Below are 26,399 nucleotides of genomic sequence, written 5' to 3' on the forward strand. Positions count from 1 at the left end.
GATTCAACGGGAGTGGGGAATCGCCGGCTCGGGTCCACACACGGTCCGAGGGCTGTCTCTGTCAGGAGCGAGAGAACCACGGACGGCGGGCGACTCGCAGCGTTTTTACCCAACTTGCTGTGTTTTCCAACCCCTTCGGGGACCCCACAGTTCAATTGTTCAATCAGAATCGATCGGCGGGTGCGCACCGATTGCCCGCGTCACGTGCCGCACGCCTCGTACGCGCGCACCGGCCCCACGCTCAACTGCCGCCTCCACAGCCCCCGCCGCACCCGGAACCGCACGAACTTCCGGATCCGCACGAGCTGCTGCCGCCGCCGCAGCCGCCCCCGCCGCCCCCGTCGGCCCAGGTGCTGCTGCCGCCGCTCGACCGGCCGCTCCGCCGCTTCGGCCGCCGGCGCCGTGAACCGAGCCGGTCCCGGACGGTGGCCGCGAGCCCGACGAGGATCAGGCCCCCCATGAAGATGATGAAGATGTCCATCGGTACTCCCCCGTTCTTCTGTGCGAGGGGGATGCCCGGTACGCCATCCCGCCAAAGCCGACTTGAGCAAGTCCAGAGCTTGGCCGCGGGACGCGTCCGGCCCCAGGATGGCCGTCATGACACGACCGCTGCTCAACCGCCGCCTCGCCGAGTTCGGGACGACGATCTTCGCCGAGATGTCCGCGCTCGCCGCCAGGACCGGGTCGATCAACCTCGGCCAGGGTTTCCCCGACACCGACGGCCCCGAGGAGATCCGGGAGGCCGCGGTCCGCGCGCTGCGGGACGGCCGCGGCAATCAGTACCCGCCCGGTCCCGGCGTCCCCGAACTGCGCTCGGCCGTCGCCGACCACCAGCGCGAGCGGTACGGCCTCTCCTACGACCCGGACACCGAGGTGCTGGTCACGGCGGGCGCCACCGAGGCCATCGCCGCCGCGCTGCTCGCCCTGGTCGAGCCGGGCGACGAGGTGATCGCCCTGGAGCCGTACTACGACTCGTACGCCGCCTGCATCGCGATGGCCGGCGGCACCAGGGTCCCCGTCACCCTCCGTCCCCAGCAGGACGACGGAACCGGCGACCGCCGCTTCGTCCTCGACCTGGACGAACTGCGGGCCGCCGTCACCGGCCGGACCCGGCTGATCCTCCTCAACACCCCGCACAACCCCACCGGCACCGTCCTCACCCGGGCAGAACTCACCGCCGTCGCCGAACTGGCGATCGAGCGGGACCTGCTCGTCGTCACGGACGAGGTGTACGAGCACCTGGTCTTCGAAGGCGCCGAACACCTGCCCCTCGCGAGCCTGCCGGGAATGCGGGAGCGCACCGTCACCATCGGTTCGAGCGGCAAGACCTTCTCGTTCACGGGGTGGAAGGTCGGCTGGATCACCGCGAGCCCCGAGCTGACCTCCGCCGTCCGCTCGGCCAAGCAGTTCCTCACCTATGTGTCCTCGGGCCCCTTCCAGTACGCGATCGCCGAGGCGCTCCGCCTCCCGGACACGTACTTCGACGGCTTCCGCGCCGATCTGGCCGCCAAGCGGGACCTGCTCGCCGACGGGCTCGCGCAGGCGGGCTTCGCGGTCTACCGGCCGGCGGGGACCTATTTCGTCACCACCGACATCCGCCCGCTCGGCGACGGGGACGGCTTCGCCTTCTGCCGCTCGCTGCCCGAGCGCGCCGGGGTCGTCGCCATCCCGAACGCCGTCTTCTACGACCACCGCGAGGCCGGCGCCCCCTTCGTCCGCTTCGCCTTCTGCAAGAAGACCGAGGTCCTGGAGGAGGCCGTCTCACGGCTCAAGCGGCTGGGCTGACGGCTGACGCGCCGGCGCGGACCACGGGACCCGGCGGGCGTTCCCCCGGGCGGGGGTGTGCCCGCGCGCGCCCCCCGGGCGCCGGGCCGATGGTCGGGTAGACCGATTTATCGGCAGTGACCGGTTTCCCGCGCGCCCGGAGGTGCACCCTGTCCGCCGAGACCCTCGACCGGCCGACGACGACCACGGTCCGGGGCACCCCGGACCGACGGGCCCGGCGCCGCGCCCCCCGGTGGCACGCCGCGCTCCGCCGGGCCGCGCCCGCCCTCGGGCTCTTCGCCGCCGCCCGGCTCACCGGCCTGCTGGTCCTCGCCCTCTGGGCCCGGCACACCGGCCGCTCGCCCCGGGCGCTCCTCGCGACCTCCTGGGACTCCGGGTGGTACGCCGGGATCGCGGCCCACGGCTACGGGCGGACCCTGCACGGCGCCCACGACATGATCCTTTCCGACCTGGCCTTCTTCCCGCTCTACCCGGCGCTCGTACGGGCCGTCACCACCCTGCTGCCGGTCGCCGGGGGCACCGCCGGGCTGCTGCTGTCCTGGCTCGCCGCCGGGGCCGCCGCCTGGGGCGTGTACGCGGTCGGCGAGCGGCTGCGGGGGCGGGCCACCGCCGTCGTGCTCGTCCTGATGTGGGGGCTGCTGCCGCACTCGATCGTGCTGACCATGGCGTACACGGAGCCGGTCATGACCGCCTTCGCCGCCTGGGCGCTGTACGCGCTGCTGACCCGCCGCTGGCTCTGGGCGGCCTCCCTCGCGAGCCTCGCCGGGCTCACCCGCCCCAACGGGATCGCGGTCGCCGCCGCCGTCCTGACCGCCGTCGCCTGCGAGCTGTGGCGGACCCGGGGCCGGGCCGGGCCCCGGGTGTGGGCGGCGGCCTGCCTCGCGCCGGCCGGCTGGCTCGCGTATCTGCTCTGGGTGGGGGCCCGCCGCGGCGACCTGCTCGGCGGCTACTTCGCGGTGCAGTCGGGCTGGACCTCCCGCTTCGACCTCGGGAAGGGCGCCCTGCTGTTCGTACGGGAGATGCTGGGCGGTCCGACCCAGTTCGGCTTCGCGATGGCGCTGCTCATCACCGGCGCGGGGGTGCTGCTCTTCGCGCTCGTCGTCTGCGGGGAGCGGCTGCCGCTGCCCGTCCTCGCGTACACCGCGGTCCTCGTGCTCATCGCCGTCGGCGGCTCCGGCTTCTTCGAGTCCAAGCCGCGGTTCCTGCTCCCGGCCTTCCCGCTGCTCCTGCCGCTCGCCGGGGCGCTGACGAAAGCCCGGCCGAGGGCCGCGATCCTGGTGATCGCGGCCCTGGCCGGGCTGTCGTTCTGCTACGGGGCCTACGCCCTGACGCTCGCGCGCATGGCTATCTGAGGCCCCGGGGGCCGGTGCGGGACCGGACGGGGAGGCTCAGGCCTCCTCGCCATCACCCTCACCCTTGTCCTCGGGGGACTCCAGGCCGAACTGCTCGACGATCCACTTGTCGAACTCGATGGAGGCGCGGACCCAGCTGACCGTGGAGGACACGAAGTGCTCCAGGGCGACGCCGGTGCCGATCAGCATCTGCGCCTCACCGATGAGGCGGAGGGTGGCGGAGCCGTCCTCCTCCTCGTGCAGGTGCGTGTAGACCTTCGGCCACAGGGTGCGGCGGTTCCAGTCGTCGATCGCGTCGAGGACCCTGGCGCGGTCGTCGGCGTCGTGCGGGCGGTCGTAGAACGTCCGCACCGAGAAGACCTGCTGCTCGTCCTCCCCGCGGAACATGAAGTACGTGCGGAACTCCTCCCACGGCGCCGCGAGGTCACCCTCGTCGTCGACGACGTACTTCAGCTCCATCTGCTCGAGGAGCTGCTTGACGAGGTCCTGGTCGGGGACGACGGGGCCCGCCGGTCCTGCGGCCTGAGGCTGGGGCTGGCCCCCGAAATTCGGAATCGAGGACGGGTCGATGCTCACCGTGAATTTCCCTTCGTACGGATGCTCGCCATCCTCCCCCATCCCGGGCGGTACGTGGCAAGTCCCACCTCCCGCGATCCGCTGCGGGCTGACAAGATCTGGTGCCCATGGGGGAGAAATCGGGGAAGAAGACGAAACCGGTGCGCCCGCGGCTGCGGACCTGGGTCTGGGTGTCGGCGTCGGTGGCGCTCGTCTGCGGCGCGCCGCTGGCCCTGCTGGTCTGGGGTGCGATGGCCTGGGACGAGATCGGCGAGTCGAAGCCGGTCGACTGCGCCCAGCTGATGGCCTTCGCCCGGGGAAGCCTGCCGATGAGCGCCGAGGACGCCCGCTGCACGGCGGCCCACTGGCAGGACACCCGGGCCGAGGCCGAGTTCCGGATGCCGCGCTCCGAGCTCGGGGGGTGGCTGGACGCGACCTACCCGACGGGTGAGCCGCCGTACTCCTGCGAGGCGGACCGCTGCGTGGACGTGTCGTTCGACGAGACGCTCTACGTGCACCTCCGGGTCACGTACGAGGACGGCGGCACCGCCCTCGTACGTGTGGAGGCCTTCGACACCTGAGTCAGGAGGACCGTCCGGACGGGGCCGGGCTCACCGCCCCGACGCTCAGGCCGTCCTCGAAGCGGTCCACCCGGACCGTGTCACCGTCGACGACCTCGCCCGCCAGGATCTCCTTGGCGAGCCGGTCCCCGATCGCCGTCTGGATCAGACGGCGCAGCGGCCGGGCGCCGTACGCCGGGTCGTTGCCCTCCTCGGCCAGCCACTCCAGGGCCTCCGGGGTGACGTCCAGGGTGAGCCGCCGCTCGGCGAGCCGCTTCGCGAGCCGGTCGATCTGGAGCCGCGCGATCCGGCCCAGCTCGGCCCGGTCGAGGGCGGAGAAGACCACCAGGTCGTCGAGCCGGTTCAGGAACTCCGGCTTGAAGCTGGCCCGGACCACATCCAGGACCTGCTGCTTCTTGACGTCCTCGGAGGTCGAGGGGTCGACGAGGTACTGGCTGCCCAGGTTCGAGGTCAGGACCAGGATGGTGTTGCGGAAGTCCACCGTCCGGCCCTGCCCGTCGGTGAGCCGGCCGTCGTCAAGGACCTGGAGCAGGACGTCGAAGACCTCCGGGTGCGCCTTCTCCACCTCGTCGAGCAGGACCACGCTGTACGGGCGGCGGCGGACCGCCTCCGTGAGCTGGCCGCCCTCCTCGTACCCGACGTAGCCGGGGGGCGCGCCGACCAGCCGGGCGACGGTGTGCTTCTCGCCGTACTCCGACATGTCGATGCGGATCATGGCCCGCTCGTCGTCGAAGAGGAAGTCCGCGAGCGCCTTCGCCAGCTCCGTCTTGCCGACGCCGGTCGGGCCGAGGAAGAGGAAGGAGCCGGTGGGCCGGTCGGGGTCGGCGATGCCCGCGCGGGTGCGGCGCACGGCGTCGGAGACCGCCTGGACGGCCTCGGACTGGCCGATCAGCCGCCTGCCCAGCTCGTCCTCCATACGGAGCAGCTTCTGCGTCTCGCCCTCCAGGAGGCGGCCGGCGGGGATGCCGGTCCAGGCGCCGACCACGTCCGCGATGTCGTCGGGCCCGACCTCCTCCTTGACCATCGTGTCCTTGGAGCTCTCCTGCCGGGCCTCGGCCTCGCTCGCCTCCTCCAGCTCCCGCTCCAGCGCCGGGATCTCGCCGTAGAGCAGCTTGGACGCGGTGTCGAAGTCGCCGTCGCGCTGGGCGCGCTCGGCGCGGCCCCGGGCCTCGTCGAGGCGCTCCTTCAGCTCACCGACCCGGTTGAGGGACTGCTTCTCCTTCTCCCAGCGGGCGGTCAGGCCGCGCAGCTCCTCCTCGCGGTCGGCGAGGTCGCGCCGCAGCTTCTCCAGGCGCTGCCTGCTCCCCGCGTCCGTCTCGTTCTTCAGGGCCAGCTCCTCCATGCGGAGCCGGTCCACCGAGCGCTGGAGCTCGTCGATCTCGACCGGGGACGAGTCGATCTCCATCCGGAGCCGGGAGGCGGCCTCGTCGACGAGGTCGATGGCCTTGTCGGGGAGGAAGCGGGAGGTGATGTACCGGTCGGAGAGGGTCGCGGCGGCCACCAGCGCGGAGTCGTTGATCTGCACCTTGTGGTGGGCCTCGTAGCGGCCCTTGAGGCCGCGGAGGATGGCGATGGTGTCCTCGACGGTCGGCTCGGCGACCAGGACCTGCTGGAAGCGGCGCTCCAGGGCGGGGTCCTTCTCGATCCGCTCGCGGTACTCGTCGAGGGTGGTCGCGCCGACCATCCGCAGCTCGCCGCGGGCCAGCATGGGCTTGAGCATGTTGCCCGCGTCCATGGCGGAGTCGCCGCCGGCGCCCGCGCCGACGACCGTGTGCAGCTCGTCGATGAAGGTGATGATCTGGCCGTCGCTGGCCTTGATCTCGGAGAGGACGGTCTTCAGCCGCTCCTCGAACTCGCCTCGGTACTTGGCTCCCGCGACCATCGCGCCCAGGTCGAGCGAGACCAGCCGCTTGTTCCTGAGCGACTCGGGCACGTCGCCCTTCACGATCCGCTGGGCGAGGCCCTCGACGACGGCGGTCTTGCCGACGCCGGGCTCACCGATGAGGACCGGGTTGTTCTTGGTGCGGCGGGACAGCACCTGCACGACGCGGCGGATCTCGTGGTCCCGGCCGATGACCGGGTCGAGCTTGCCCTCGCGCGCGGCGGCCGTGAAGTCCGTACCGAACTTCTCCAGCGCCTTGTACTGCCCCTCCGGGTCGGGTGTGGTCACCCGGCGTCCTCCCCTGCTCTTCTCGAACGCGTCGAGCAGCCTGGAAGCGCTCGCGCCCTGCCGGTCGAGGATCTCACCGGCCGGACCGCCCTTGGCGGCGATCGCGATCAGCAGGTGCTCGGTGGACAGGAAGTCGTCGCCCAGCTCCTTGGCCCGCTTGTCGGCTTCGGCGATGACCGCGAGGAAGTCGCGGCTGGGCTGCGGCGGCGCGACCGTGGACCCCGTGACGCTCGGCAGGGCGCCGAGCAGCCGCTCCGCGCCGGCGCGCACGACCGCCTGATCGGCCTCGACGGCGGCGAGCAGGTCGGTGATGTTCTCGTTGTCCTGACCCGTCAGGAGTGCCAGCAGAAGATGGGCGGGGGTCAGGTCGGCGTGCCCCTCGGACACGGCGCGGCTGCTCGCCGCGTTGATCGCGTCCCGGCTCCGGTTGGTCAGTTCGGCGTCCACGTGCGGTACTCCTCCTGGGTTCTCGTGGGTCCTCTCCCTTTATGACCCCTCCAGAGTACACAAAGTTGAGTCGCCTCCGCTCAAGGTATCGGGGAGTGTAGTTTCCGGGCATGGCCACAGACCCGAGGAACCCCTCCGACTCGTACCTCAGCTTCTGGCGCGAGTACCACATGTGCACCCTGACCACCCCGCGCCCGGACGGCACCCCGCACGTCGTGGCGGTGGGCGTCACCTACGACCCCGAGCAGGGGTACGCGCGGGTCATCACCAACAAGAACAGCCGGAAGGTCGCCAATGTGCTCGCGGCGGGCGCGGAGGGCGCGCGGGTCGCGGTCTGCCAGGTCGACAAGGGGCGCTGGGCCACCCTGGAGGGCGTCGCGCACGTCCGCACCGAGGCGGAGACCGTCGCGGACGCGGTGGCGCGCTACGCGGAGCGCTACGGGCGCACGCCGGCCCCGAACCCGGACCGGGTGGTCATCGAGATCGCCCTCACCCGGGCGATGGGCCGCGCCTGACGGCGGGGCGGACGACAGCCCGCCCGGTCCAGGACACGGAAAAGCACAGCGGCGCCATCGCGTTTCAGGTCCGCGATGGCGCCGCTGTGTGGGGGAAGTGCCGGAGCGATCTACAACGACGGGGGAATCGCTCAGGCACTGCGGGGGGTGGCGGTGATGGTCTCTGGTTCGATCAGCTGGTGGTCCCGCTGGTCGAGGTTGACGAAGATCATGCCGTACCGGATGGCACAGCGGATCGGCTGTGGGGCGCCGCGCGGGCGGCGGAGGCAGCGGTACGCGCGGACGTCCTCGTCCTGCTCCCGTGCCACCAGGATCGGCTCTCCGAAGAGCGTCACCCGCAACGCGTCACCACGGTGGGGGATGGCCGTGGCGAGGTCGACGAAGTGCCACCCGGACCGGTAGGCCGAAGCCATCTCCCGGCGGAACCTGGGGTCGTCCGGCGGCACGGTCACGCGCCCGCGCCCTTGGGAGCGATCTCCCAGGAGGGCTCGTCGGGCGTGCCGCCGTCCCTCGGAGCGACCTCCCACGAGGGCTCCGTCGGTCCCGCCCACACCTCGTGGGCCGGAATGCTCTCCCACGAGGGCTCGCCCGGCCCTGCCACGGAATGCGCCGGGGTGCTCTCCCACGAGGGCTCGCCGACGGCGAGTGCGCCGAGAGCAGCCGCCGCAACGGCTATGGCGCTAAGTGCACGAACCATCCTGGTCATGGCCGATCTCCACCTCTTTTGATCACTACCTCCCCCCCGCGAGTAAGACGATGGCTCACTCCCGACCCTTTCCACCAGCCAACCCGGGCATCATGTTCCTGTAATTCATGACCCTGAGGGGGGTGCAAATGAGGCGAGAATGCGACGAGTCCGGTCATAAGCACAGTCACGGTGAACTATGCGACGTGGGCAAGGAGCTCTATGCGAGTGCGCTCCGCACCGGCCGCATAGCCCGGGCGGACGCCGAAGCGGCCCCCTGCCTCAAGGAGCTGTCCCTCCTCCACCCGGACCCGGACGACGGCGAGTGGCTGCACCCCGTGCCGCCCTCGATCGCCCTGAACCAGCTCGTGCATCCCATCGAGCAGGAGATACAGGTCCGCCGTCAGCACGCCATCGCCCTGGCCGACGCGTTCGAGCCGTTCATGGCGATCCACACGCAGGATCCTTCCGGCGCCCAGGCCATCACGGTCCTCGAAGGCCTCAGCGTCATCAACGCCACCCTCGACCGGGTCATCAACGAGTGCACGGTCGAACTCCTCACCATCCAGCCCGGCAGCGGACGCCGCCCCGAGACCCTGGAAGCCGCGCTGCGCCGCATGGAACCGCTCCTGGACCGGGGCGTCCGGATGCGCACGCTCTACCAGCACACGGCCCGGCACCACCCCGCCACCCTCGCCTACGTCGAACGCGTCGCCCCCTACGGGCTCGAACTGCGCACCCTGGAAGAGATCGTCGACCGGCTGATCATCGTCGACCGCAAGGTCGCCTTCGTGCCCGCGCGCAGCGACCGCCAGGTCGCCCTGGAACTGCGCCACGAGGGCCTCGTCCAGTACCTCGTCGGCGTCTTCGACCAGTTCTGGCTGCACGGCGTGCCCTGGGAGGAGGAGATCCCCTACAGCCCCTCCGTGGACGGCATAGGCGGCGTCCAGCGCTCCATCGCCAAACTGCTCGTCGAGGGCCATGTCGACGAGGCCATCGCCCGCCGCCTCGGCATGAACGTCCGCACCTGCCGCGCCCACATCGCCAAACTCGCCGCCACCCTCGGCAGCGGCAGCCGCGCCCAGCTCGGCTACCTCATCGCCCAGTCGGGCATCCTCGACCGGGCGCCGGACCAGAAGGACGCCTGAGCCGGGAGGCACCCGGCACACGGCATCCGGCACCCGGCCCCGGCCCCGGCCCACGGCAACGCACGAGGCCCCCTCCACACCTGTGGAGGGGGCCTCGTGACCGTCGTCCTACTCGCCGCGCTTGGGGCGCCAGACCACCAGCGCGCTCGCCTGCTGCACGTCCTGGTACGGCACCAGATCGCGCCGGTAGGAGGCGTGCACCTGGGCCTCGCGCTGCCGCATCGCCGCCGCCGCGCCGTCGACGGCCGCCGACAGCTCCGCGATCCGGCTCTGCAGGGCCGCGACCTGGTTCTCCAGTTCGATGATCCGCTTGATCCCGGCCAGGTTGATGCCCTCGTCCTGCGACAGCTGCTGCACCTGGCGGAGCAGCTCGATGTCACGGGCCGAGTAGCGCCGGCCGCGGCCGGCCGTACGGTCCGGGGAGACCAGACCGAGACGGTCGTACTGCCGCAGGGTCTGCGGGTGCAGACCGGAGAGCTGGGCCGCCACCGAGATGACGTACACCGGCGACTCGTCGGTCAGTTCGTACGGATTGCGTCGGCGCCCGTCCACCGGGTCACGCTCCCTTCGCGGCCTGGAACAGCTCCGCCCGGGGGTCCTCCGAGGCGGTCGCCTCGCGGTAGGTCTCCAGGGCGTCGCGTGCCTTGTCGTCCAGCTCCTTCGGCACCGCGACCTCGACCGTCACGAGGAGGTCGCCGCGGGTGCCGTCCTTGCGGACCGCGCCCTTGCCCCGGGCGCGCATCGTCCGGCCGTTCGGAGTGCCCGCGGGCAGCTTGAGGGTGACCGCGGGGCCGCCGAGGGTCGGCACCTTCACCTCGCCGCCGAGCGCCGCCTCCGTGAAGGAGACCGGCACGGTGACGGTGAGGTTGTCGTCCTTGCGGCCGAAGACCGGGTGGGTGTCGACGTGCACGACGACGTACAGGTCGCCGTTCGGGCCGCCGCGCTCGCCCGGTGCTCCCTTGCCCCGCAGCCGGATCTTCTGGTTGTCGCTGACGCCCGCCGGGATGCGGACCTGCATGGTGCGGGAGGACTTGGCCCGGCCGCTGCCCTTGCAGACCTCGCAGGGGTTCTCCGCGATCAGACCGCGGCCCTTGCAGTCCACGCACGGGTCGGTCAGCGAGAAGCCGCCGCCGCTGCCGCGCGAGACCTGCCCGGTGCCGACACAGGTCGGGCACACCCGGGGGGTGCCGTTCTTGTCGCCGGTCCCCGAACACGCCGTGCACGGCTGCTGGCTGGACATCCGCAGCGGTACGGTCGCGCCCTCGATGGCCTCGGTGAAGCTGAGCGTCACCTCGGACTCGACGTCCTGGCCGCGCCGCGGCTGGGTACGGGTGCCCCCGCCCGCGCCGCGGTTGAACAGGCCGCCGAAGACGTCCCCGATGCCGCCACCGCCGCCGCCGAAGCCACCGCCGCCGGGGCCGCCCTGGGCGCCTCCGAAGAGGTCGCCCAGGTCGAAGTTGAACGAGCCGCCGCCGGGGCCGCCCGGCGACCGGAAGCCGCCGTTCCCGAAGAGGGCGCGGGCCTCGTCGTACTCCTTGCGCTTCTTGGGGTCGCCGAGGATGTCGTTGGCCTCGGAGATCTCCTTGAAGCGCTCCTCGGCCTTGGCGTCGTTCTTGTTGGCGTCCGGGTGGTTCTCGCGGGCGAGCTTCCGGTACGCCTTCTTGATCTCGGCCTCGGTGGCGTCCTTGGGGACGCCGAGAACCTTGTAGTAGTCCTTCTCGACGAAGTCCTTCGTGCTCATCGACGTCCCTCCTTCCGGACTGCTCCGGTTATGGCTGTTACTCGCTGTCCTTCTCGGACTTGTCGGACTTGTCGGGGTCTTCCGACTCCTCCGCCTTGGCCGGAGCCGCGCCCGGCTGGGGCTCGGCGACGGCCACACGGGCGGGCCGGATGGTCCGCTCGCCGATCCGGTACCCCGGCTGCAGGATCGCCACGCACGTCGTCTCGGTGACGTCCGGCGCGTACGAGTGCATCAGGGCCTCGTGGATCGTCGGGTCGAAGGGCTCGCCCTCCTTGCCGAACTGCTGGAGGCCCATCTTCGCGACGACGGTCTCCATCGATTCGGCGACCGACTTGAACCCGCCCACGAGCTCGCCGTGGTCCCGGGCCCGGCCGATGTCGTCGAGCACGGGCAGCAGCTCGGTCAGGAGGCTCGCGACGGCGATCTCCTTGACCGTGACCCGGTCCCGCTCCACGCGGCGGCGGTAGTTCTGGTACTCGGCCTGGAGCCGCTGGAGGTCCGCGGTGCGCTCGTCGAGCGCGGTACGGGCCTGGTCCAGCTGCGCCAGGAGGGCTACGTCGGTAGCGTCCCCGGCCGGGGCCGCCCCCTCCGCCTTGTCGGCGGAGGCAGCGGCCTCGGTCTCCTCGGGCGTGCCGTCGGCGGGGACGTCGGGCTTCTCCTCGAAGCCCGGGGTCTCCTTCGACATCAGGCAGCGCCACCCTTCGGCTTGTCCTCGTCGACGATCTCGGCGTCGACGACGTCGTCGTCGGCCGGGGCCTGCTGGCCCGCGTCGCCGCCGGCGGCCTGGGCGCCCTGGGCGTCGGCGTACATCGCCTGGCCGAGCTTCTGGGAGACGGCCGCGACCTTCTCGGTGGCCGTACGGATCTCCGCGGTGTCCTCGCCCTTGAGCTTCTCCTTCAGCTCGACGAGCGCCGTCTCGACCTCGGCCTTGACGTCACCGGGGACCTTGTCCTCGTTGTCCTTGAGGAACTTCTCCGTCTGGTAGACGAGCTGCTCGCCCTGGTTGCGGGACTCGGCGGCCTCGCGGCGACGGTGGTCCTCGTCCGCGTACTGCTCGGCCTCCTGGCGCATCCGGTCGACCTCGTCCTTCGGCAGCGAGGAGCCGCCGGTGACGGTCATCTTCTGCTCCTTGCCCGTGCCCAGGTCCTTCGCGGTCACGTGCATGATGCCGTTGGCGTCGATGTCGAAGGCGACCTCGATCTGCGGGACGCCACGCGGGGCCGGCGGCAGACCGGTCAGCTCGAACATGCCGAGCTTCTTGTTGTACGCCGCGATCTCGCGCTCGCCCTGGTAGACCTGGATCTGGACGGACGGCTGGTTGTCCTCGGCCGTCGTGAAGATCTCGGACCGCTTGGTCGGGATCGTGGTGTTGCGCTCGATGAGCTTGGTCATGATCCCTCCCTTGGTCTCGATGCCGAGGGACAGCGGGGTCACGTCGAGGAGCAGGACGTCCTTGACCTCACCCTTGAGGACACCGGCCTGGAGCGCGGCGCCGATGGCGACGACCTCGTCCGGGTTGACGCCCTTGTTGGCGTCCTGACCGCCGGTCAGCTCCTTGACGAGCTCGGCGACGGCCGGCATACGGGTCGAACCACCGACGAGAACGACGTGGTCGATCTCGGAGAGGTTGATGCCCGCGTCCTTGATGACGTTGTGGAACGGCACCTTGCAGCGGTCGAGCAGGTCCGAGGTCAGCTGCTGGAACTGGGCGCGCGTGAGCTTCTCGTCCAGGTGCAGCGGGCCCTCGGCGGAAGCCGTGATGTAGGGCAGGTTGATCGACGTCTCGGTCGAGGACGACAGCTCGATCTTCGCCTTCTCCGCGGCCTCGCGGAGACGCTGGAGAGCCATCTTGTCCTTGGCCAGGTCGACGCCGTGGCCGTTCTGGAACTGCGTCACCAGGTAGTCGACGACGCGCTGGTCCCAGTCGTCACCACCGAGGTGGTTGTCACCGTTGGTGGCCTTCACCTCGACGACGCCGTCGCCGATCTCCAGGAGGGACACGTCGAAGGTGCCGCCACCGAGGTCGAAGACGAGGATCGTCTGGTCGTCCTTGTCGAGGCCGTACGCGAGGGCCGCGGCGGTCGGCTCGTTGACGATGCGCAGGACGTTGAGGCCCGCGATCTCACCGGCCTCCTTGGTGGCCTGGCGCTCGGAGTCGTTGAAGTACGCCGGCACGGTGATGACCGCGTCGACGACCTTCTCGCCCAGGTAGGCCTCGGCGTCGCGCTTCAGCTTCTGCAGGATGAAGGCGCTCATCTGCTGCGGGTTGAAGTTCTTGCCGTCGATCTCGATCTTCCAGTCGGTGCCCATGTGGCGCTTGACCGACCGGATGGTCCTGTCGACGTTGGTGACGGCCTGACGCTTGGCCACCTCGCCGACGAGCACCTCGCCGTTCTTCGCGAAGGCGACGACGGACGGCGTGGTCCTGGCGCCCTCGGCGTTGGTGATGACGGTGGGCTCGCCGCCTTCGAGAACGCTGACGACGGAGTTAGTCGTGCCCAGGTCGATGCCGACCGCACGTGCCATTTCGATTCCTCCAGCTGACGTACTTGAGTGGATCTGACTCAAGGATGCATGACCAACCGGAGTACGTCAACAGACCTGAGTCGAGTCGACTCAACTCTTCACCCGTCAGGACGCTCACAGAGGCACTCGCAGCGCGCGTCGTCCCCCGTTCGCCCGGGTTCGCATGAGAGAGTCCGGACATATCCCAGGATTCCCGCCGGAGGGTGTGACCGCATGACGGCGAAGCGCGCGTTCGACCTGGTGGGTGGGATGCTCCTGCTCCTCGTCCTCTCGCCGCTGATCGCCGGCACCGCCCTGTCCGTCACCCTCGGCGGCAGCGGCGCGGTGCTGCGCCGCCGCACCGTGGCGGGTCTCGAGGGCCGGCCCTTCACGATGCTGACCTTCCGCACGAAGGGCCCGCTGGCCGCGCTGCCCCTGCTGCTGCACGTGGTCGCGGGCCGGATGTCGCTGGTCGGACCGTGTCCGCTGACCCCGGGCCACCGCGAGTGCGCGGGCGAGGGCCGCCGCCGGCTCTCCGTACGCCCGGGGCTGACCGGCCCGTGGCAGATCAGCGGCCGCTCGGACCTGCCCTGGGAGGAGCGCGAGCTGCTCGACCTCCACTACGTGGACCACCACTGGCTGGGGATGGATCTGACGATCCTGGCGCGTACGCTTCCAGCAGTCCGCAGGCGTCGCGCGGCAAGGTTTCCCCGGGTCACACGGACGGTTTCGCCCGTGTCGCGCGGATAGGTCTGCCTGAGCGACACATATCACCGCGAGCGCCGCTACAGCGCGGCGCCGTGACCGGGTAATCTCAGCGGGAACTCAATAAGTTACCGCTTAGTAGGCCCGCCCGAGGAGCCCGTCATGCAACTCGCCGCGATCATCGTGTCGATCGCCATCACGGTGGTGGCCGTCGCGCTGTTCGGCCGCGCCACCGTGCAGATCTACCGCTACGTGCGGCTCGGTCAGCCGGTACCCGCCGGCACGCGCACCGGAGACCCCAAGCAGCGCACCATCACGCTGGTCAAGGAATTCCTCGGCCACACCCGGATGAACCGCTGGGGCATCGTCGGCTTCGCGCACTGGTTCGTGGCGGTGGGCTTCTTCTCGCTGCTCCTGACGATCGTCAACGCCTTCGGCCAGCTGTTCCAGGCCGACTGGCTGATCCCGATCATCGGCGACTGGCTGCCGTACGAGATCTTCACCGAGTTCCTCGGCCTGATGACGGTCCTCGGCATCGTGACCCTCATCGTGATCCGGCAGCTCAGCAAGCCGACCAAGGCCGGCCGCAAGTCCCGCTTCACCGGCTCCAAGACCGGCCAGGCCTACTTCGTCGAGGCCGTCATCCTGATCGTCGGCGTCTGCATCATGACGCTCCGCGCCCTCGAAGGCGTCCAGCACCACGTGACCGGCTGGGAGCCCGGCTTCTTCGCCTCGTACCCGCTGATCGCGCTGCTCGACGGCCTGGACCTGAGCACGATCCAGTACCTCACCTACGGCTTCGCGTGCCTCAAGATCGTCACGTCCTTCACCTGGATGATCGTCGTCTCGCTCAACACCAACATGGGCGTGGCCTGGCACCGCTTCCTCGGCTTCCCGAACATCTGGTTCAAGCGCAACGCCGACGGCTCCACCGCCCTCGGCGCGCTCCAGCCGATGTCCACGGGCGGCCAGGAGATCGACTGGGAGGACCCGGCCGAGGACGCCGTCTTCGGTGTCTCCCAGGTCGAGCAGTTCTCCTGGAAGGGCATCCTCGACTTCTCCACCTGCACCGAGTGCGGCCGCTGCCAGTCGCAGTGCCCCGCCTGGAACACCGGCAAGCCCCTCTCCCCCAAGCTCCTCATCATGTCGCTGCGCGACCACGCGCACGCCAAGGCGCCGTACCTGCTCGCGGGCGGCGGCAAGGACATGGAGGGCAACGAGAAGGCGACGCCGGAGCAGCTCAAGGACGTCCCCGCCGCCGCCCTCGCCGAGGCCGAGCGCCCCCTCATCGGCACCGCCGAGGAGAACGGCGTCATCGACCCCGACGTCCTGTGGTCCTGCACCACCTGCGGCGCCTGCGTCGAGCAGTGCCCGGTCGACATCGAGCACATCGACCACATCGTCGACATGCGCCGCTACCAGGTGATGATCGAGAGCGCGTTCCCGTCCGAGGCGGGCACGATGCTCAAGAACCTGGAGAAGAAGGGCAACCCCTGGGGCCTGGCGAAGAAGCAGCGCGTCGAGTGGACCAAGGAGGTCGACTTCGAGGTCCCGATCGTCGGCAAGGACGTCGAGGACCTCACCGAGGTCGACTACCTCTACTGGGTCGGCTGCGCCGGCGCCCTTGAGGACCGCGCCAAGAAGACCACCAAGGCCTTCGCGGAGCTGCTGCACATGGCGGGCGTCAAGTTCGCGATCATGGGCGGCGAGGAGAAGTGCACGGGTGACTCCCCGCGCCGCCTGGGCAACGAGCCGCTGTTCCAGCAGCTCGGGGCGGAGAACGTCGCGATGCTGAACATGGCGTTCGGCGAGGACGACGAGGACGAGTCGACGAAGAAGCCGAAGTCGGCCAAGAAGATCGTCGCGACCTGCCCGCACTGCTTCAACACCATCGCCAACGAGTACCCGCAGCTCGGCGGCGAGTTCGAGGTCATCCACCACACCCAGCTGCTCCAGCACCTCATCGACGAGGGCAAGCTGGTCCCGGTGACCCCGGTCGACGGCCTGATCACCTACCACGACCCCTGCTACCTGGGCCGTCACAACAAGGTGTACACGCCGCCGCGCGAGATCATGTCCGCCGTCCCGGGCCTCCGCCAGCAGGAGATGCACCGCCACAAGGAGCGCGGCTTCTGCTGCGGCGCCGGTGGTGCCCGGATGTGGATGGAGGAGCGGATCGGCAAGCGCATCAACAACGAGCGCGTCGACGAGGCCCTGTCCCTCAACCCGGACATCGTCTCCACCGCCTGCCCGTTCTGCCTGGTCATGCTGACCGACTCGGTCAACGGCAAGAAGAACGAGGGCAAGGCCAAGGAGTCCGTCACCGTCGTGGACGTGGCCCAGCTGCTCCTGGACTCGGTGAAGACCCCGGTCGACCCGGAGCCGGAGCCCTCGGAGCCGGAACCGGCCGTCTGAGCCCGAGCCGAAGAAGGGCCGCCCCGCGCGAATCGCGGGGCGGCCCTTTTCCGTACGCCCCCCGGCCCACCCCCCGAAACCCCTCCAGGACGTCCCTTAGGGGATGTCACAGCTCAGTGGCAAGGCCCGGTCCGGGGAGCGCGCGCACAGCGGAAGCGGGTACGTTCGACGACGTGGCTGGATTCAGGAACGGACGCGGCCGGGACAACCGCCCCCCGCAACAACAACCGCAGCAGGCGCCGTACGGGTACAACGCGGCCCCGCCGCCGCACCCGCAGCAGCAGTGGCCCCAGCAGGGCCCGAACCAGGGCCCGGACCCGTACGGGCAACAGGGCGGGCAGCAGTACGGCGGTCAGCAAGGGGGCCGGCCGTACGGCGGGCAGCAGGGCGGGCAGCAGCCCTACGGCGAGCCCGAGTACTTCGGCGACCCCTACGGGCAGCCGCAGCACCCGCACGCGTCCACGGCGAACAACCCGGGCCACACCCAGATGTTCAGCGTCGACGACCCCTACGGCCAGGCCGGGCCGCCGCCCGCCCCCGTACCCACGGGCCCCCGGCTCCCCTGGAAGGCGCTGCTGAGCGGCATCGTGCTGCGCCCGGCGGACACCTTCCTGCGGATGCGGGACCACGCCGTCTGGGGCCCGGCGCTGGTCGTCACCTTCCTCTACGGGCTCCTCGCGATCTTCGGCTTCGACAAGGCCCGCGAAGAGGTGATCAACGCGACCCTGTCGACGGCGATCCCGTACGTGCTGATGACGGCCGCGGGCTTCGTCGTCGGTGGGCTCATCCTGGGCGCGGTCACCCACACCGTCGCACGCCAGCTGGGCGGCGACGGGACCTGGCAGCCGACCGTGGGCCTCTCGATGCTGATCATGTCGCTGACGGACACGCCCCGGCTGGTCTTCGCGCTGTTCCTCGGCGGCGAGAACGGCCTGGTCCAGGTCCTCGGCTGGCTGACCTGGCTGGCGGCCGGCGCGCTCTTCACCGTGATGGTCAGCCGCTCCCACGACCTGCCGTGGCCGAAGGCGCTGGGCGCGTCGGCGATCCAGCTGGTGGCGCTGCTGAGCCTGATCAAGCTGGGCACGCTGTAGCGCGGCGGCGATGTAGCACCGTGACGACGTGACGACGTACGAGGAGGCCCCCGCCGGCACACGGTGGGGGCCTTCCCGCTGCCCGGCCGCTCAGCGCGGACGGCCGATGCGCCACCACGCCGTGCGGTCCGCCGTCCGGTCCGCCGCGCCGTCCTCCCAGAACTCCAGGAGGTCGCCCGGCGCGAGACCGAGGGCACGCTCGATCTCGCCGGGGGTGAGACCGCTCAACGAGTCCGACAGCGCCCTGGTCAGGTCGTACCAGTAGCCGCGCAGCGTCGACTCGCTCACGAACAGCCGCTTCGCGACCTGGGCGTAGCTCAGCCCCCGGGCCCGGCCGTGCAGGATCTGGCGCTGGCGCTCGCTCAGCAGGGTGATGCAGTCGCGCCGGACGAGCACTTCGAGTATCCCGACGACCGGCTGCGGCACCACGGTGCCCCCGGTGGCGACCTCGTGGAAGAGCCGCTCCGCCCGGTCGCACGGCAGGGCCTTGGACACGATGCCGCTCGCGCCCGCCGCGAGGCACGCGGCGAGCACGAAACGGCGCTCCTCCTGGCTGTAGACGCAGACGCGGTAGCCCCGGCGGGTCAGCGCGCGGACGGCGGCGATGCCCTGGCGGACGTCGGGCTGCCGTTCCAGGTTGGCCAGGTGCAGGTCGAGCAGGACGACGTCCACGGCCGGGCCCCGGCGCACCAGCTCCTCCACGCTCGCGGTCGCCGCGACCACGTCGAGACCGGGCATGAGCAGGCCGATCGACTCGCGGATCAGCGAGGCGTCGTCGACGACCGCCACCGTGGGCCTCATGACGCGTCCGCGAGGGCGTCGCGTTCGGCCGCGGGACCGGTCTCCGTCCCCGCCCGGGACCGGACCGTCACGGTCGTCCCCTCCCCCACGGCGGACTCGATCGCCACGCCGAGACCCCGCCTGCGCAGTTCGCCGACGACGACCTCGCGCAGCCCGACCCCGGCCGTCACCGACGCCGGATCGAACCCGACGCCGTCGTCGTGCACGCTCAGCGTCCAGCCCTCGCCCCCGTCGAGGTGCACCACCACCTCGTGCGCGTGGGCGTGCGTACGGACGTTCAGCAGCAGGCTGTCGAGGGCGCGCTCCAGGGCCTCGGCCTGCGCGGCGGGAATCCGCAGGTCGGCGCCGAGGTCGAGCAGCGCGACGATCCCCAGGTCGGCGAAGCGGTCGCACGCCCGCTCGACCAGGGCGACGAGCCCCGCCGACGGGCCCGCGCCGTCGTCGTGCGCCCGCGCCTCGTCCCCCGCGCCCCCGTCCGGGCCCCGGCCGCGCAGATAGGAGCGCATCCGCCGGAGCTCCACCTCGGCCTGGTCGACGAGCCGGCTGCGCGGGGCGCCGTGGTTCTGCTCGGTCAGCAGGCGCATGACGGCGACGCCGTTGTGCATCATCACCCGGGCCCGCCGCTCCTCCTCGCGCCGGGCCAGCTCCGCGGCACGCGCGCGCGAGGTGTCGGCGTCGTGCGCGATGCGGCGGGTGTACCCGAAGAACATGCGGGCGACCAGGGCGTACACCACGTAGGTCAGGACGTTGCCGACGGCGGTCGAGATCATGTCGCCGCCCACCTCGCCGCCGAGATAGACCAGGTAGCAGACGGCGACGCCGAGCAGGCTGCCCGCCCAGAGGGCGAGGCCGCGCACGCCGCCCGCCGTGATGACGACGGAGAGCGCGTACCCCGGCTGGAAGGCGACCCAGGTACCGAAACGGTCCCCCGGCGCGAGCACCAGGGGCCCGAGGACGAGCAGGGCGCAGGCCAGGGCGAAGTCCAGCACGGACACGACCGTCCCCGGCGGCCGTCTCCGCACGAGCGTCACCACGCTCACCGCGACCGCCGCCAGCGCCGCGGCCCCCCAGCACGCGACGTAGGCGGAGGCGTGCGGGGACCTCGCCGCGCCGAGCTGAACCGCCGGAACCATCTGCGCGACGGTGCCGAGCCGGACCCCCGCGGTGAAGTAGGAGAACGCCCTCTCGACGCCGGCCTTCGTCGTGGGCAGGTCCCCGACGCGCCACAGCCCGTCCCGGATCCTCATCGTCCTCCTCGGCTCCGGGCGGCCCAGGCCACCGGAAGGTGAGCGGATTCGTCGGGCCGCGGGGCCCTGCGAACGCACGATGAAGATAGTGGAGGAAGAGGTGCGGGGAGGCCGGATCGCGGAGGATGCCGGTCCGGCCGGGCGGGACCCGGCCCCGCGCCCGCCGGGGGCGGGGCCGCCGGGCGCGGAGACGGCAAGCGCGGGGCCGCCGGGCGCGGAGACGGTCAGACGAGGCGGGCGAGCGCCGTCCAGGTGTTGGTTCCCGGGACTCCGTCGACCGGGCCGGTGTAGCCGCCGTACCGGGCCATCCGCTGGAGGGCGGAGTACGTGCCGCCACCGGGCGCGCCGTCGAGCGGGCCGGTGTACCCGAAGCCGGTCAGCACCTTCTGCATGCCCTTCCACGACATGGTGCCGAGCACTCCGTCGGCCGGGCCGGTGTAGCCGCCGAGCTTGGCGAGGCGCTGGAAGGCGGCCCAGGTGTTGGCGCCGGGAGCGCCGTCGATCGGACCCCCGTAGCCGAACCGGCTCAGGACGGTCTGCACGCCCTTCCACGAGTTGGTGCCCATCACGCCGTCGACCGGGCCGCCGTAGCCGCCCTTCTGCGCCAGCCGCTGGAGGGCCGAGTACGTGTTGCCACCGGGCGCGCCGTCGAGCGGGCCGGTGTAGCCGTAGCCCCGTACCGCCTGCTGCACACCGAGCCAGGTCCGGCTGCCGGGGACACCGTCCAGGGGTCCGGTGTAGCCGCCGGCGCCCGCGATCTTCTGCAGCGTCAGCCCCTCGCCCTGGACCGGGGGCGGTGTGGACCCGAAGGAGAGCGGGTTGACCCTGACGCCGCTCGGGTTGATGACGTGCCAGTGCAGGTGCGGGCCGGTCGAGTTGCCCGCGCCGTCGGCGCCCGCGGCTCCGCCGGAGAGCCCGACGACCGTCCCGGGGCCCACGGAGGCGCCGTTGGCGAGCAGGAACCTCGACAGGTGCATGTACTGGCTGCGGTATCCGTCGCTGTGGTGGATGGTGACGGTGTGTCCGCCGGTGCCGTTGTACGGGATGTTCTCGATCGTTCCGGCGGCGCAGGCGGGGAGCGAGGTCCCCACGGCCATGCCGAAGTCGACGCCGTTGTGGTTCGGCGGGTCCCACTGGCCGGTGATGGCGTACGCGGCGAAGGGGTTGTAGATCGCGGGGACCGCGTACGCGGTGGTGGGCAGGACGAGGCCGCCGGCGGCGAGCGCTCCGCCGCCCACGACCGCTCCCCGCAGCAGGGTGCGGCGGCTGACGCCGGTCGGGACGTGGGGGTCGTCCTGGCCGCCGCCACGACGGTGCCGTGCCTCGGTCTCGGTCAACGCTTCTCCCTGAGCTGTGGTCTCGGGCGGGTCTTACAGCGGGCCTTTCAACGGATCCTTCAGCCGGTCTTTTAGCGGGTCTTGCAAGGGGGTCTTACAGACCGGTCTTCCGCCGGGGCCGTACGGAGGTTCGCGAGCCCACTCATCCCATCCGGCCGCCCGGACGCCGACAACCCAACGAACGCGCGGAACCGGGCCTCGAATCCGCGCTTTCGTTGGGTTGTCGGCGTCCGGGCGATGGGGTGGTCTTGACCGGTCCGAGGCCGGGCGGCAGCGCAGGAATTCCAGGAGGTCAGGTGCCGATGTGGGTTGATGGCGAGCGACAGGACACGTCGCGGCGGTCCGTCCTGCGGACCGCCGGCGTGCTGGTCCCGGGACTGCTCCCGGGGGTGGGCGCGAGCGGCACGGCATCGGCGGCGGGGTCCCCCGGAGCCTCGGCGGGCCCGACCGTCTCCTGAGCGGCACCGGACCGGTCGTCCGGACCCGATGGGTCCGGCCCGGTCGTCCGGCCGGGCAGACGGCTCGGTCTTCGTTCGGCGGCGAGCACGGTGGGTGGCTTCGCCGCACCTGACCAGAGGGGCGCGAGTTGACGAGAACGGTCGCCGGGGCTGAGCAGTGGGCTCGCCTGCACGTCACCGACGGTGGTGACGCCGGCTTCGACAACGGCTACGACTGGAACGACATGTGCCAGTCGCTCATGTTCCGGGCCTGCGATCTGAGCAGCTCGCGCGGCACGGCGTACAACGCGTGGGAGGCGTCCGGGGAAGGGCATCCGGACTGGTCCGCCGCACCTCGCGGCGCCTTCCACCGGTGGGCCGACGCGGTACGGAACACCCCCGGCCACGTGGCCCTGGACCTCGACGGCGGCGGCACCCGCCGTCTGATGGCGACGACGCACCTGTCAGGCGGGGGCGCTCCCGGCCCCGGGGGCACCACGCAGCGGGTCCTGCAGACGCTCACCCAGCGCGGCGGCTGCACCGGGCCGGTCGACGGCGCGGTCGACGTCAACGGCTGGCAGGCCGTACAGACCGCGGTCGACGTCAACGGCTGGCAGGCCGTACAGACCGCGATCGACGTCAACGGCTGGCAGGCCGTACAGACCGCGGTCCGCGGCTAGGGGTACGCCGGACCGGTCGACGGCGCACCGGGCACAAACACGTACCGGGCCTTGACGAATCCGGTCACCTGACACGGCACGGAGGCCCTGGCCGACGTGGCCGCCCGGCCCGGCACGGACGGACGGCTCCGGAGACGCGAGAAGGCCCCCACCGTGTACCGGTGGGGGCCTCCTCGGTCCCGCCAGGGAACCGGCTCAGGCGTCGAGCACCTGACCCTCACGCTTGACGACGGGCGGCAAGACCGACCAGGGGAAGTTGATCCACTCGTCGGTCTTCTTCCACACGTACTCGCACTTCACCAGGGAGTGCGACTTCTCGTAGATGACGGCCGAACGGACCTCGGCGACATGGTCGACGCAGAAGTCGTGGACGAGCTTGAGGGTCTTGCCCGTGTCGGCGACGTCGTCGGCGATGAGCACCTTCTTGTCGCTGAAGTCGATCGCGTTCGGGACGGGCGCCAGCATGACCGGCATCTCCAGGGTCGTGCCGACCCCGGTGTAGAACTCCACGTTCACCAGGTGGATGTTCTTGCAGTCCAGGGCGTAGGCCAGCCCGCCGGCGACGAAGACACCGCCGCGGGCGATCGACAGCACGACGTCCGGCTCGTAACCGTCGTCGGCGACGGCCTGCGCCAGCTCGCGGACGGCGAGCCCGAAACCCTCGTACGTCAGGTTCTCGCGTACTTCACTCATGTCTGCGACCGCCTCACACCTGGGTCCGATGGAAGTTCATGAACGAGCGGGAGGCCGTCGGCCCCCGCTGGCCCTGGTACCGGGAGCCGTACCGCTCACTCCCGTACGGGAACTCGGCGGGCGTGCTGAGCCGGAACATGCAGAGCTGCCCGATCTTCATACCCGGCCAGAGCTTGATCGGCAGGGTGGCGAGGTTCGAGAGTTCCAGGGTCACGTGCCCCGAGAAACCGGGGTCGATGAACCCGGCGGTCGAGTGCGTGACCAGCCCGAGCCGCCCCAGGGAACTCTTCCCCTCGAGGCGCGACGCGATGTCGTCCGGAAGGGTGATGACCTCGTAGGTCGAGGCGAGGACGAACTCGCCGGGGTGGAGGATGAACGCCTCGTCCCCCTCCGGCTCGACCTCACGGGTCAGGTCCAGCTGCTCGACGGCGGGGTCGATGTGGGGGTAGCGGTGGTTCTCGAACACCCGGAAGAAGCGGTCAAGCCTCACGTCGATGCTCGAGGGCTGCACCATGGATTCGTCGTACGGGTCGATGCGCACCCGTCCGGCATCGATCTCGGCCCGGATGTCCTTGTCTGAGAGAAGCACGCCCCCACGATACGCAGAGGGCGCGGACCTGCCCCAATCGGCAGGCGCCCGCGCCCCGGCACCACGGCTCAGCGCCGCCCGGCCTCCACAGGCACCGCGTGCCGCAGCCGCGCACACCGCGGACACCGGATGAGCCGCCCTGGCCCGATCCGCCCGGCCCCGAGCTGCTGAAGCGGGAACGAAGCGGTACTGAACACGTGCCCCTCGGCACAACGGACGACGGTGCGCTCCATCGAACCCATCAAGTCCCTTCCCCTACACATGCGGTGGACGAGCAGCCACATTAGGGGATGAAGGGGACACCCTCCAGACGGCACTCCGCACACGAAAAGGCGTGAGCTTCGCCTCAAGTGGACCATGGGGTACAGTGTGCAACGATGCGGCAGGGATCATCCGGCCGCTCTGCGGATGTAGTTTAATGGTAGAACATGAGCTTCCCAAGCTTATAGCGCGGGTTCGATTCCCGTCATCCGCTCCACGACAAAGCCCCAGGTCAGAGACCTGGGGCTTGTTTGTTGCCCGATCCAGATCCGAGCCTCACACCACCTGTGCACCACATGGGCCCCCGCATGGCCCGTAGTTGGTGCTCAGCTGACGTAGGGATCCGCGTCAGATCCGGTCAGGGCGCCGCATTGCGCAGGTCGGGGCGGTTCCTGGGCAGTCCGAAGCCCGCCATCTCCTTCTCCTCGTACGACAGGAACCCCAGGCTCCGGTAGAACGCGTGGTTGCGTTTGCCCGCGGGTGTCGACTCGTGGTCCGAGGACAGGAGGAAGAAGCGGCAGTGCGAGTACGCCGCATGAGGTGATCGACCAGGGACCGGCCTACGCCCTGACGGTGATACGCAGGGTTGACCACGACATCCTGGACGTAGCAGATGTGCTCGTCGTCGGAGATCGTCCGGGCTAGACCGAGGAGTGTTCCCGAACCGTCTCGTGCCGTGATGACCAGGTGGGAGTTGGCCAGGCCCCGGCACAGCCTGTCGACGTCGCGGGTGTAACCCTCCCATCCGACCGAGTCGTAGAGGCTCAGCATCTCCTCCGGATCGAATGCATCCTCTTTCACTACAAACACACTGAACCCCCCATGCGGCAGCGCCGCTCCTCGTCCCCGCCACACCCCGACCGACTCCACGTCCGTCGGCCCAGTCCAGATCGGTACCACACTCTGCGCCGCGTGCGAGTGCTTCGCGACACGTCAGGTTGAGCCCGCCCTCCTCTCGGACGTCCCGGCAGCCGCGAAGATCCGGTCCAGGTGGTGGCGGAGCACCGCGATCGCCGACTCCGGACTCCGCTGGCCCACGAGGATGCTGGTGCCCATGGTCGCCGCCATCGCGAGCAGGCTGATCGCCTCCGTGCGCGCGTCGGCGTCCGGGTCGGCCAGGCCGGTCCCCTGCGCCTGCTCGAGGAGCCCGGTCATGGCGTTCTCCGCGGCGTCGGGGTTGTCGATGAAGGGCTGGGCGGCCAGCGCCTCGTCGGTCACCGACAGGATCGCGTAGGAGCTGTACAGCAGGTGGAACGTGCGGCTTTCCTCGTCGGTCGGCAGCGAGGCCAGCAGCAGCGCCTCCACCGTGACGCGCGGGCCCGGGTCCGGGCCGACAGCGGCCAAGCGGGCACCCACCCTCGCGGTGAAGCGGTCGGTCAGGTGCTGGAGGCCGTAGAGGAGAAGCTTCTCCTTGGTGTCGAAGTAGTACTGCACGAGCCGGAGCGACACACCGGCCTCCGCGGCCACGTCGCGCATGCCGACGGCATGCAGCCCCTGCCGCCCCGCGACCCGGATGAGCGCCTCGGCGATCTGGGCGCGCCGCTCCTCGTGATCCACACGCTTCGGCATGTTCCCGTGTCTCCGCCTGTCGATGGTGGGTTCGTGCTCCGCTACCCGAACCCCTTCATGATACCGATGTACCACATTGGTGATACGGTCGTACCACGAAGAACGGATCTTCACCGGAGGTGCCGCCGTGCCCGAGAACACCGCCCGCGTACGCGACGTCGGCCGCTACGTCAACGACACCCTGCGCGACCGCTACTTCGCCGCCGCCGATGTCCTCTACGCAATGGGGGCACCCGCCCGCTCCGAGACGGACGTTGAGACGAGCTTCGGCACCACCCACGTCTACCGGTACGGCCCCTTGGACCCCGCCGCCGACTCCCGGACCCCGATCGTCCTGATCCACGGCGCCGGCTACAGCTCGGCGATGTGGTACCCCAACACCCCCGGGCTCAGCCTCGACCGCCCCGTCTACGCCCTCGACACCCCCGGCGACGCCAACCGCAGCGTCCACCGCGAGCCCATGTGGCAACCCGAGCGCGCAGCCCAGTGGATGGACGAGACCCTCGACGCTCTCGGCCTCGACCGGGTCCACCTCGTCGGCTCCTCCTACGGCGGCTGGCTCGTGCTCAACCAAGCCCACCGGCGGCCCGGACGGCTCGCCTCGGTCACCGCCCTCGACCCCGGCGGCCTGGAGAAGGTCGGCCTGCGCTTCTTCGCCTGGGTCTTCGTGAGCCTGTTCGCCACCTTCGCCCCCAAGGCGCTGCGCCCCCGGCTCGCCAAGTGGCTGGACCAGCCGGTCATCGCCGTCCCCGAGATGCGCAAGTGGATCCAGCTCGGTGCACGCGCTTACCGGATCCGCCGCCCCGCACCGCTGCCGCTGGCCGAGGACACGTTGCGATCCATCCGGACCCCGCTCTACGTCATCATGGGCAAGCACAGCCTGCTCGTGCACCCCAAGCGACAGCTGGAACGCGTTCCGCGCCTTGTTCCCGGAGCCCGCGCCGAGATCATCACCGCGACGGGGCACGGCCCGCAAATCGACCACCCCGACGTGGTCAATGCCCGGATGTTGTCCTTCATGGAGGACGTCGACTCCCTCGACCCTGCTGCGGTCGACGCATAGGGCTACGACAGGGGGAAACGGCGTCGG

General features: G+C 70.7%; 25 protein-coding genes and 1 tRNA gene. 11 read left to right on the forward strand and 15 right to left on the reverse strand.

Annotated elements, in window-relative coordinates; all coding sequences use genetic code 11:
- The first annotated feature begins 597 nt into the window (after window positions 1-597).
- On the forward strand, window positions 598-1,785 hold the full coding sequence (locus V4Y03_RS15610) for a pyridoxal phosphate-dependent aminotransferase (RefSeq protein WP_442809853.1): 1,188 nt from the start codon (window positions 598-600) through the stop codon (window positions 1,783-1,785).
- Between the two features lie 116 nt (window positions 1,786-1,901).
- Window positions 1,902-3,137, forward strand: a complete 1,236-nt coding sequence (locus V4Y03_RS15615) for a hypothetical protein (RefSeq protein ID WP_443079790.1) — start codon at window positions 1,902-1,904, stop codon at window positions 3,135-3,137.
- Between the two features lie 36 nt (window positions 3,138-3,173).
- Here V4Y03_RS15615 and V4Y03_RS15620 read toward each other — a convergent pair whose 3' ends face one another.
- Window positions 3,174-3,713, reverse strand: a complete 540-nt coding sequence (locus V4Y03_RS15620; RefSeq protein ID WP_317873097.1) for a YbjN domain-containing protein — start codon at window positions 3,711-3,713, stop codon at window positions 3,174-3,176.
- Window positions 3,714-3,820: 107 nt separating this feature from the next.
- On the opposite strand from V4Y03_RS15620, the gene V4Y03_RS15625 reads away from it, so the two are divergent.
- Window positions 3,821-4,273, forward strand: coding sequence for a hypothetical protein (locus tag V4Y03_RS15625; protein ID WP_317873096.1), 453 nt, complete (start codon window positions 3,821-3,823; stop codon window positions 4,271-4,273).
- A 1-nt stretch (window position 4,274) separates the two neighbouring features.
- Here the strand turns inward: V4Y03_RS15625 and clpB are convergent, their stop codons facing one another.
- Entirely contained in the window at window positions 4,275-6,890 is a 2,616-nt protein-coding gene (gene clpB, locus V4Y03_RS15630) for an ATP-dependent chaperone ClpB (RefSeq protein WP_317873095.1), read from the reverse strand.
- Between the two features lie 110 nt (window positions 6,891-7,000).
- On the opposite strand from clpB, the gene V4Y03_RS15635 reads away from it, so the two are divergent.
- Complete coding sequence (locus V4Y03_RS15635; protein WP_317873094.1) at window positions 7,001-7,405, forward strand: pyridoxamine 5'-phosphate oxidase family protein; 405 nt, start codon at window positions 7,001-7,003, stop codon at window positions 7,403-7,405.
- Between the two features lie 131 nt (window positions 7,406-7,536).
- Here V4Y03_RS15635 and V4Y03_RS15640 read toward each other — a convergent pair whose 3' ends face one another.
- Together V4Y03_RS15640 and V4Y03_RS15645 are read right to left on the reverse strand one after the other, a co-directional pair.
- Window positions 7,537-7,857 (reverse strand): (2Fe-2S)-binding protein, encoded by a 321-nt coding sequence (locus tag V4Y03_RS15640; protein ID WP_317873093.1) that lies wholly within the window; start codon window positions 7,855-7,857, stop codon window positions 7,537-7,539.
- A complete protein-coding gene (locus V4Y03_RS15645) occupies window positions 7,854-8,111 on the reverse strand; it encodes a hypothetical protein (protein ID WP_317873092.1) in 258 nt (85 codons plus the stop codon). Before V4Y03_RS15645 ends, V4Y03_RS15640 begins: the two co-directional genes overlap by 4 nt.
- Before the next feature lie 107 nt (window positions 8,112-8,218).
- Here V4Y03_RS15645 and V4Y03_RS15650 point away from each other — a divergent pair, with 107 nt between their 5' ends.
- Window positions 8,219-9,238 (forward strand): helix-turn-helix transcriptional regulator, encoded by a 1,020-nt coding sequence (locus V4Y03_RS15650; RefSeq protein ID WP_317873091.1) that lies wholly within the window; start codon window positions 8,219-8,221, stop codon window positions 9,236-9,238.
- 108 nt (window positions 9,239-9,346) lie between these two features.
- Here the strand turns inward: V4Y03_RS15650 and V4Y03_RS15655 are convergent, their stop codons facing one another.
- Genes V4Y03_RS15655 through dnaK form a run of 4 tightly spaced genes read right to left on the reverse strand, consistent with a single transcriptional unit; the run spans window position 9,347 to window position 13,505 of the window.
- The gene (locus V4Y03_RS15655) at window positions 9,347-9,790 is read right to left on the reverse strand and encodes a heat shock protein transcriptional repressor HspR (protein ID WP_015034631.1); all 444 of its coding nucleotides are present in this window, start codon (window positions 9,788-9,790) and stop codon (window positions 9,347-9,349) included.
- 4 nt (window positions 9,791-9,794) lie between these two features.
- Window positions 9,795-10,979, reverse strand: a complete 1,185-nt coding sequence (gene dnaJ / locus V4Y03_RS15660; protein WP_332435312.1) for a molecular chaperone DnaJ — start codon at window positions 10,977-10,979, stop codon at window positions 9,795-9,797.
- 37 nt (window positions 10,980-11,016) lie between these two features.
- Window positions 11,017-11,664 (reverse strand): nucleotide exchange factor GrpE, encoded by a 648-nt coding sequence (gene grpE, locus V4Y03_RS15665; protein WP_332435313.1) that lies wholly within the window; start codon window positions 11,662-11,664, stop codon window positions 11,017-11,019.
- On the reverse strand, window positions 11,664-13,505 hold the full coding sequence (dnaK, locus tag V4Y03_RS15670; protein WP_317873088.1) for a molecular chaperone DnaK: 1,842 nt from the start codon (window positions 13,503-13,505) through the stop codon (window positions 11,664-11,666). The genes grpE and dnaK overlap by 1 nt, the downstream gene beginning before the upstream one ends.
- 213 nt (window positions 13,506-13,718) lie before the next feature.
- Here dnaK and V4Y03_RS15675 point away from each other — a divergent pair, with 213 nt between their 5' ends.
- From V4Y03_RS15675 to V4Y03_RS15685, 3 genes are all read left to right on the forward strand, one after another.
- Window positions 13,719-14,234: a sugar transferase gene (locus V4Y03_RS15675; protein WP_317873087.1), complete on the forward strand. Its 516-nt coding sequence runs from the start codon at window positions 13,719-13,721 to the stop codon at window positions 14,232-14,234.
- Between the two features lie 117 nt (window positions 14,235-14,351).
- The gene (locus V4Y03_RS15680) at window positions 14,352-16,604 is read left to right on the forward strand and encodes a (Fe-S)-binding protein (protein ID WP_332435314.1); all 2,253 of its coding nucleotides are present in this window, start codon (window positions 14,352-14,354) and stop codon (window positions 16,602-16,604) included.
- A 173-nt stretch (window positions 16,605-16,777) separates the two neighbouring features.
- Entirely contained in the window at window positions 16,778-17,695 is a 918-nt protein-coding gene (locus V4Y03_RS15685) for a Yip1 family protein (protein WP_317873085.1), read from the forward strand.
- 90 nt (window positions 17,696-17,785) lie between these two features.
- Here V4Y03_RS15685 and V4Y03_RS15690 read toward each other — a convergent pair whose 3' ends face one another.
- The 3 genes from V4Y03_RS15690 to V4Y03_RS15700 form a co-directional block, all read right to left on the reverse strand.
- Entirely contained in the window at window positions 17,786-18,496 is a 711-nt protein-coding gene (locus tag V4Y03_RS15690) for a response regulator transcription factor (RefSeq protein ID WP_332435315.1), read from the reverse strand.
- Window positions 18,493-19,743 carry a sensor histidine kinase gene (locus tag V4Y03_RS15695; protein ID WP_332435316.1) on the reverse strand — a complete coding sequence of 417 codons (1,251 nt, stop codon included), beginning with the start codon at window positions 19,741-19,743 and terminating at the stop codon, window positions 18,493-18,495. Before V4Y03_RS15695 ends, V4Y03_RS15690 begins: the two co-directional genes overlap by 4 nt.
- 224 nt (window positions 19,744-19,967) lie before the next feature.
- Window positions 19,968-21,080 carry a peptidoglycan DD-metalloendopeptidase family protein gene (locus V4Y03_RS15700; RefSeq protein ID WP_332435317.1) on the reverse strand — a complete coding sequence of 371 codons (1,113 nt, stop codon included), beginning with the start codon at window positions 21,078-21,080 and terminating at the stop codon, window positions 19,968-19,970.
- A 586-nt stretch (window positions 21,081-21,666) separates the two neighbouring features.
- On the opposite strand from V4Y03_RS15700, the gene V4Y03_RS15705 reads away from it, so the two are divergent.
- Window positions 21,667-22,197: a hypothetical protein gene (locus V4Y03_RS15705; protein WP_332435318.1), complete on the forward strand. Its 531-nt coding sequence runs from the start codon at window positions 21,667-21,669 to the stop codon at window positions 22,195-22,197.
- Window positions 22,198-22,392: 195 nt separating this feature from the next.
- On the opposite strand, the gene V4Y03_RS15710 is transcribed toward V4Y03_RS15705, so the two are convergent.
- Window positions 22,393-22,890 carry a phosphoribosyltransferase gene (locus V4Y03_RS15710; protein WP_332435319.1) on the reverse strand — a complete coding sequence of 166 codons (498 nt, stop codon included), beginning with the start codon at window positions 22,888-22,890 and terminating at the stop codon, window positions 22,393-22,395.
- A gap of 13 nt (window positions 22,891-22,903) precedes the next feature.
- Complete coding sequence (gene dcd / locus V4Y03_RS15715) at window positions 22,904-23,479, reverse strand: dCTP deaminase (protein ID WP_055642613.1); 576 nt, start codon at window positions 23,477-23,479, stop codon at window positions 22,904-22,906.
- A gap of 404 nt (window positions 23,480-23,883) precedes the next feature.
- Here dcd and V4Y03_RS15720 point away from each other — a divergent pair.
- Window positions 23,884-23,957, forward strand: a tRNA-Gly gene (locus V4Y03_RS15720).
- 131 nt (window positions 23,958-24,088) lie between these two features.
- Here V4Y03_RS15720 and V4Y03_RS33895 read toward each other — a convergent pair.
- Window positions 24,089-24,511, reverse strand: a complete 423-nt coding sequence (locus V4Y03_RS33895; RefSeq protein ID WP_442809488.1) for a GNAT family N-acetyltransferase — start codon at window positions 24,509-24,511, stop codon at window positions 24,089-24,091.
- A 162-nt stretch (window positions 24,512-24,673) separates the two neighbouring features.
- Complete coding sequence (locus tag V4Y03_RS15725; protein WP_332435320.1) at window positions 24,674-25,309, reverse strand: TetR/AcrR family transcriptional regulator; 636 nt, start codon at window positions 25,307-25,309, stop codon at window positions 24,674-24,676.
- 127 nt (window positions 25,310-25,436) lie between these two features.
- Here V4Y03_RS15725 and V4Y03_RS15730 point away from each other — a divergent pair, with 127 nt between their 5' ends.
- Window positions 25,437-26,372 carry an alpha/beta fold hydrolase gene (locus V4Y03_RS15730; RefSeq protein WP_332435321.1) on the forward strand — a complete coding sequence of 312 codons (936 nt, stop codon included), beginning with the start codon at window positions 25,437-25,439 and terminating at the stop codon, window positions 26,370-26,372.
- Window positions 26,373-26,399 lie beyond the last annotated feature (27 nt).

The sequence above is a fragment of the Streptomyces sp. P9-A4 genome, assembly GCF_036634195.1.
Classification (GTDB): Bacteria; Actinomycetota; Actinomycetes; order Streptomycetales; family Streptomycetaceae; genus Streptomyces.

Bases quoted from the DNA above. Each gene is read 5' to 3' on its own strand.
- V4Y03_RS33895 (WP_442809488.1), bottom strand. From the start codon at position 24,511: ATGCTGAGCCTCTACGACTCGGTCGGATGGGAGGGTTACACCCGCGAC.
- V4Y03_RS15650 (WP_317873091.1), top strand. From the start codon at position 8,219: ATGACCCTGAGGGGGGTGCAAATGAGGCGAGAATGCGACGAGTCCGGT.
- V4Y03_RS15675 (WP_317873087.1), top strand. From the start codon at position 13,719: ATGACGGCGAAGCGCGCGTTCGACCTGGTGGGTGGGATGCTCCTGCTC.
- V4Y03_RS15680 (WP_332435314.1), top strand. From the start codon at position 14,352: ATGCAACTCGCCGCGATCATCGTGTCGATCGCCATCACGGTGGTGGCC.
- dnaJ (WP_332435312.1), bottom strand. From the start codon at position 10,979: ATGAGCACGAAGGACTTCGTCGAGAAGGACTACTACAAGGTTCTCGGC.
- V4Y03_RS15710 (WP_332435319.1), bottom strand. From the start codon at position 22,890: ATGAGTGAAGTACGCGAGAACCTGACGTACGAGGGTTTCGGGCTCGCC.
- dnaK (WP_317873088.1), bottom strand. From the start codon at position 13,505: ATGGCACGTGCGGTCGGCATCGACCTGGGCACGACTAACTCCGTCGTC.
- V4Y03_RS15625 (WP_317873096.1), top strand. From the start codon at position 3,821: ATGGGGGAGAAATCGGGGAAGAAGACGAAACCGGTGCGCCCGCGGCTG.
- grpE (WP_332435313.1), bottom strand. From the start codon at position 11,664: ATGTCGAAGGAGACCCCGGGCTTCGAGGAGAAGCCCGACGTCCCCGCC.
- V4Y03_RS15610 (WP_442809853.1), top strand. From the start codon at position 598: ATGACACGACCGCTGCTCAACCGCCGCCTCGCCGAGTTCGGGACGACG.
- V4Y03_RS15725 (WP_332435320.1), bottom strand. From the start codon at position 25,309: ATGCCGAAGCGTGTGGATCACGAGGAGCGGCGCGCCCAGATCGCCGAG.
- V4Y03_RS15690 (WP_332435315.1), bottom strand. From the start codon at position 18,496: ATGAGGCCCACGGTGGCGGTCGTCGACGACGCCTCGCTGATCCGCGAG.
- V4Y03_RS15645 (WP_317873092.1), bottom strand. From the start codon at position 8,111: ATGACCAGGATGGTTCGTGCACTTAGCGCCATAGCCGTTGCGGCGGCT.
- V4Y03_RS15635 (WP_317873094.1), top strand. From the start codon at position 7,001: ATGGCCACAGACCCGAGGAACCCCTCCGACTCGTACCTCAGCTTCTGG.
- V4Y03_RS15695 (WP_332435316.1), bottom strand. From the start codon at position 19,743: ATGAGGATCCGGGACGGGCTGTGGCGCGTCGGGGACCTGCCCACGACG.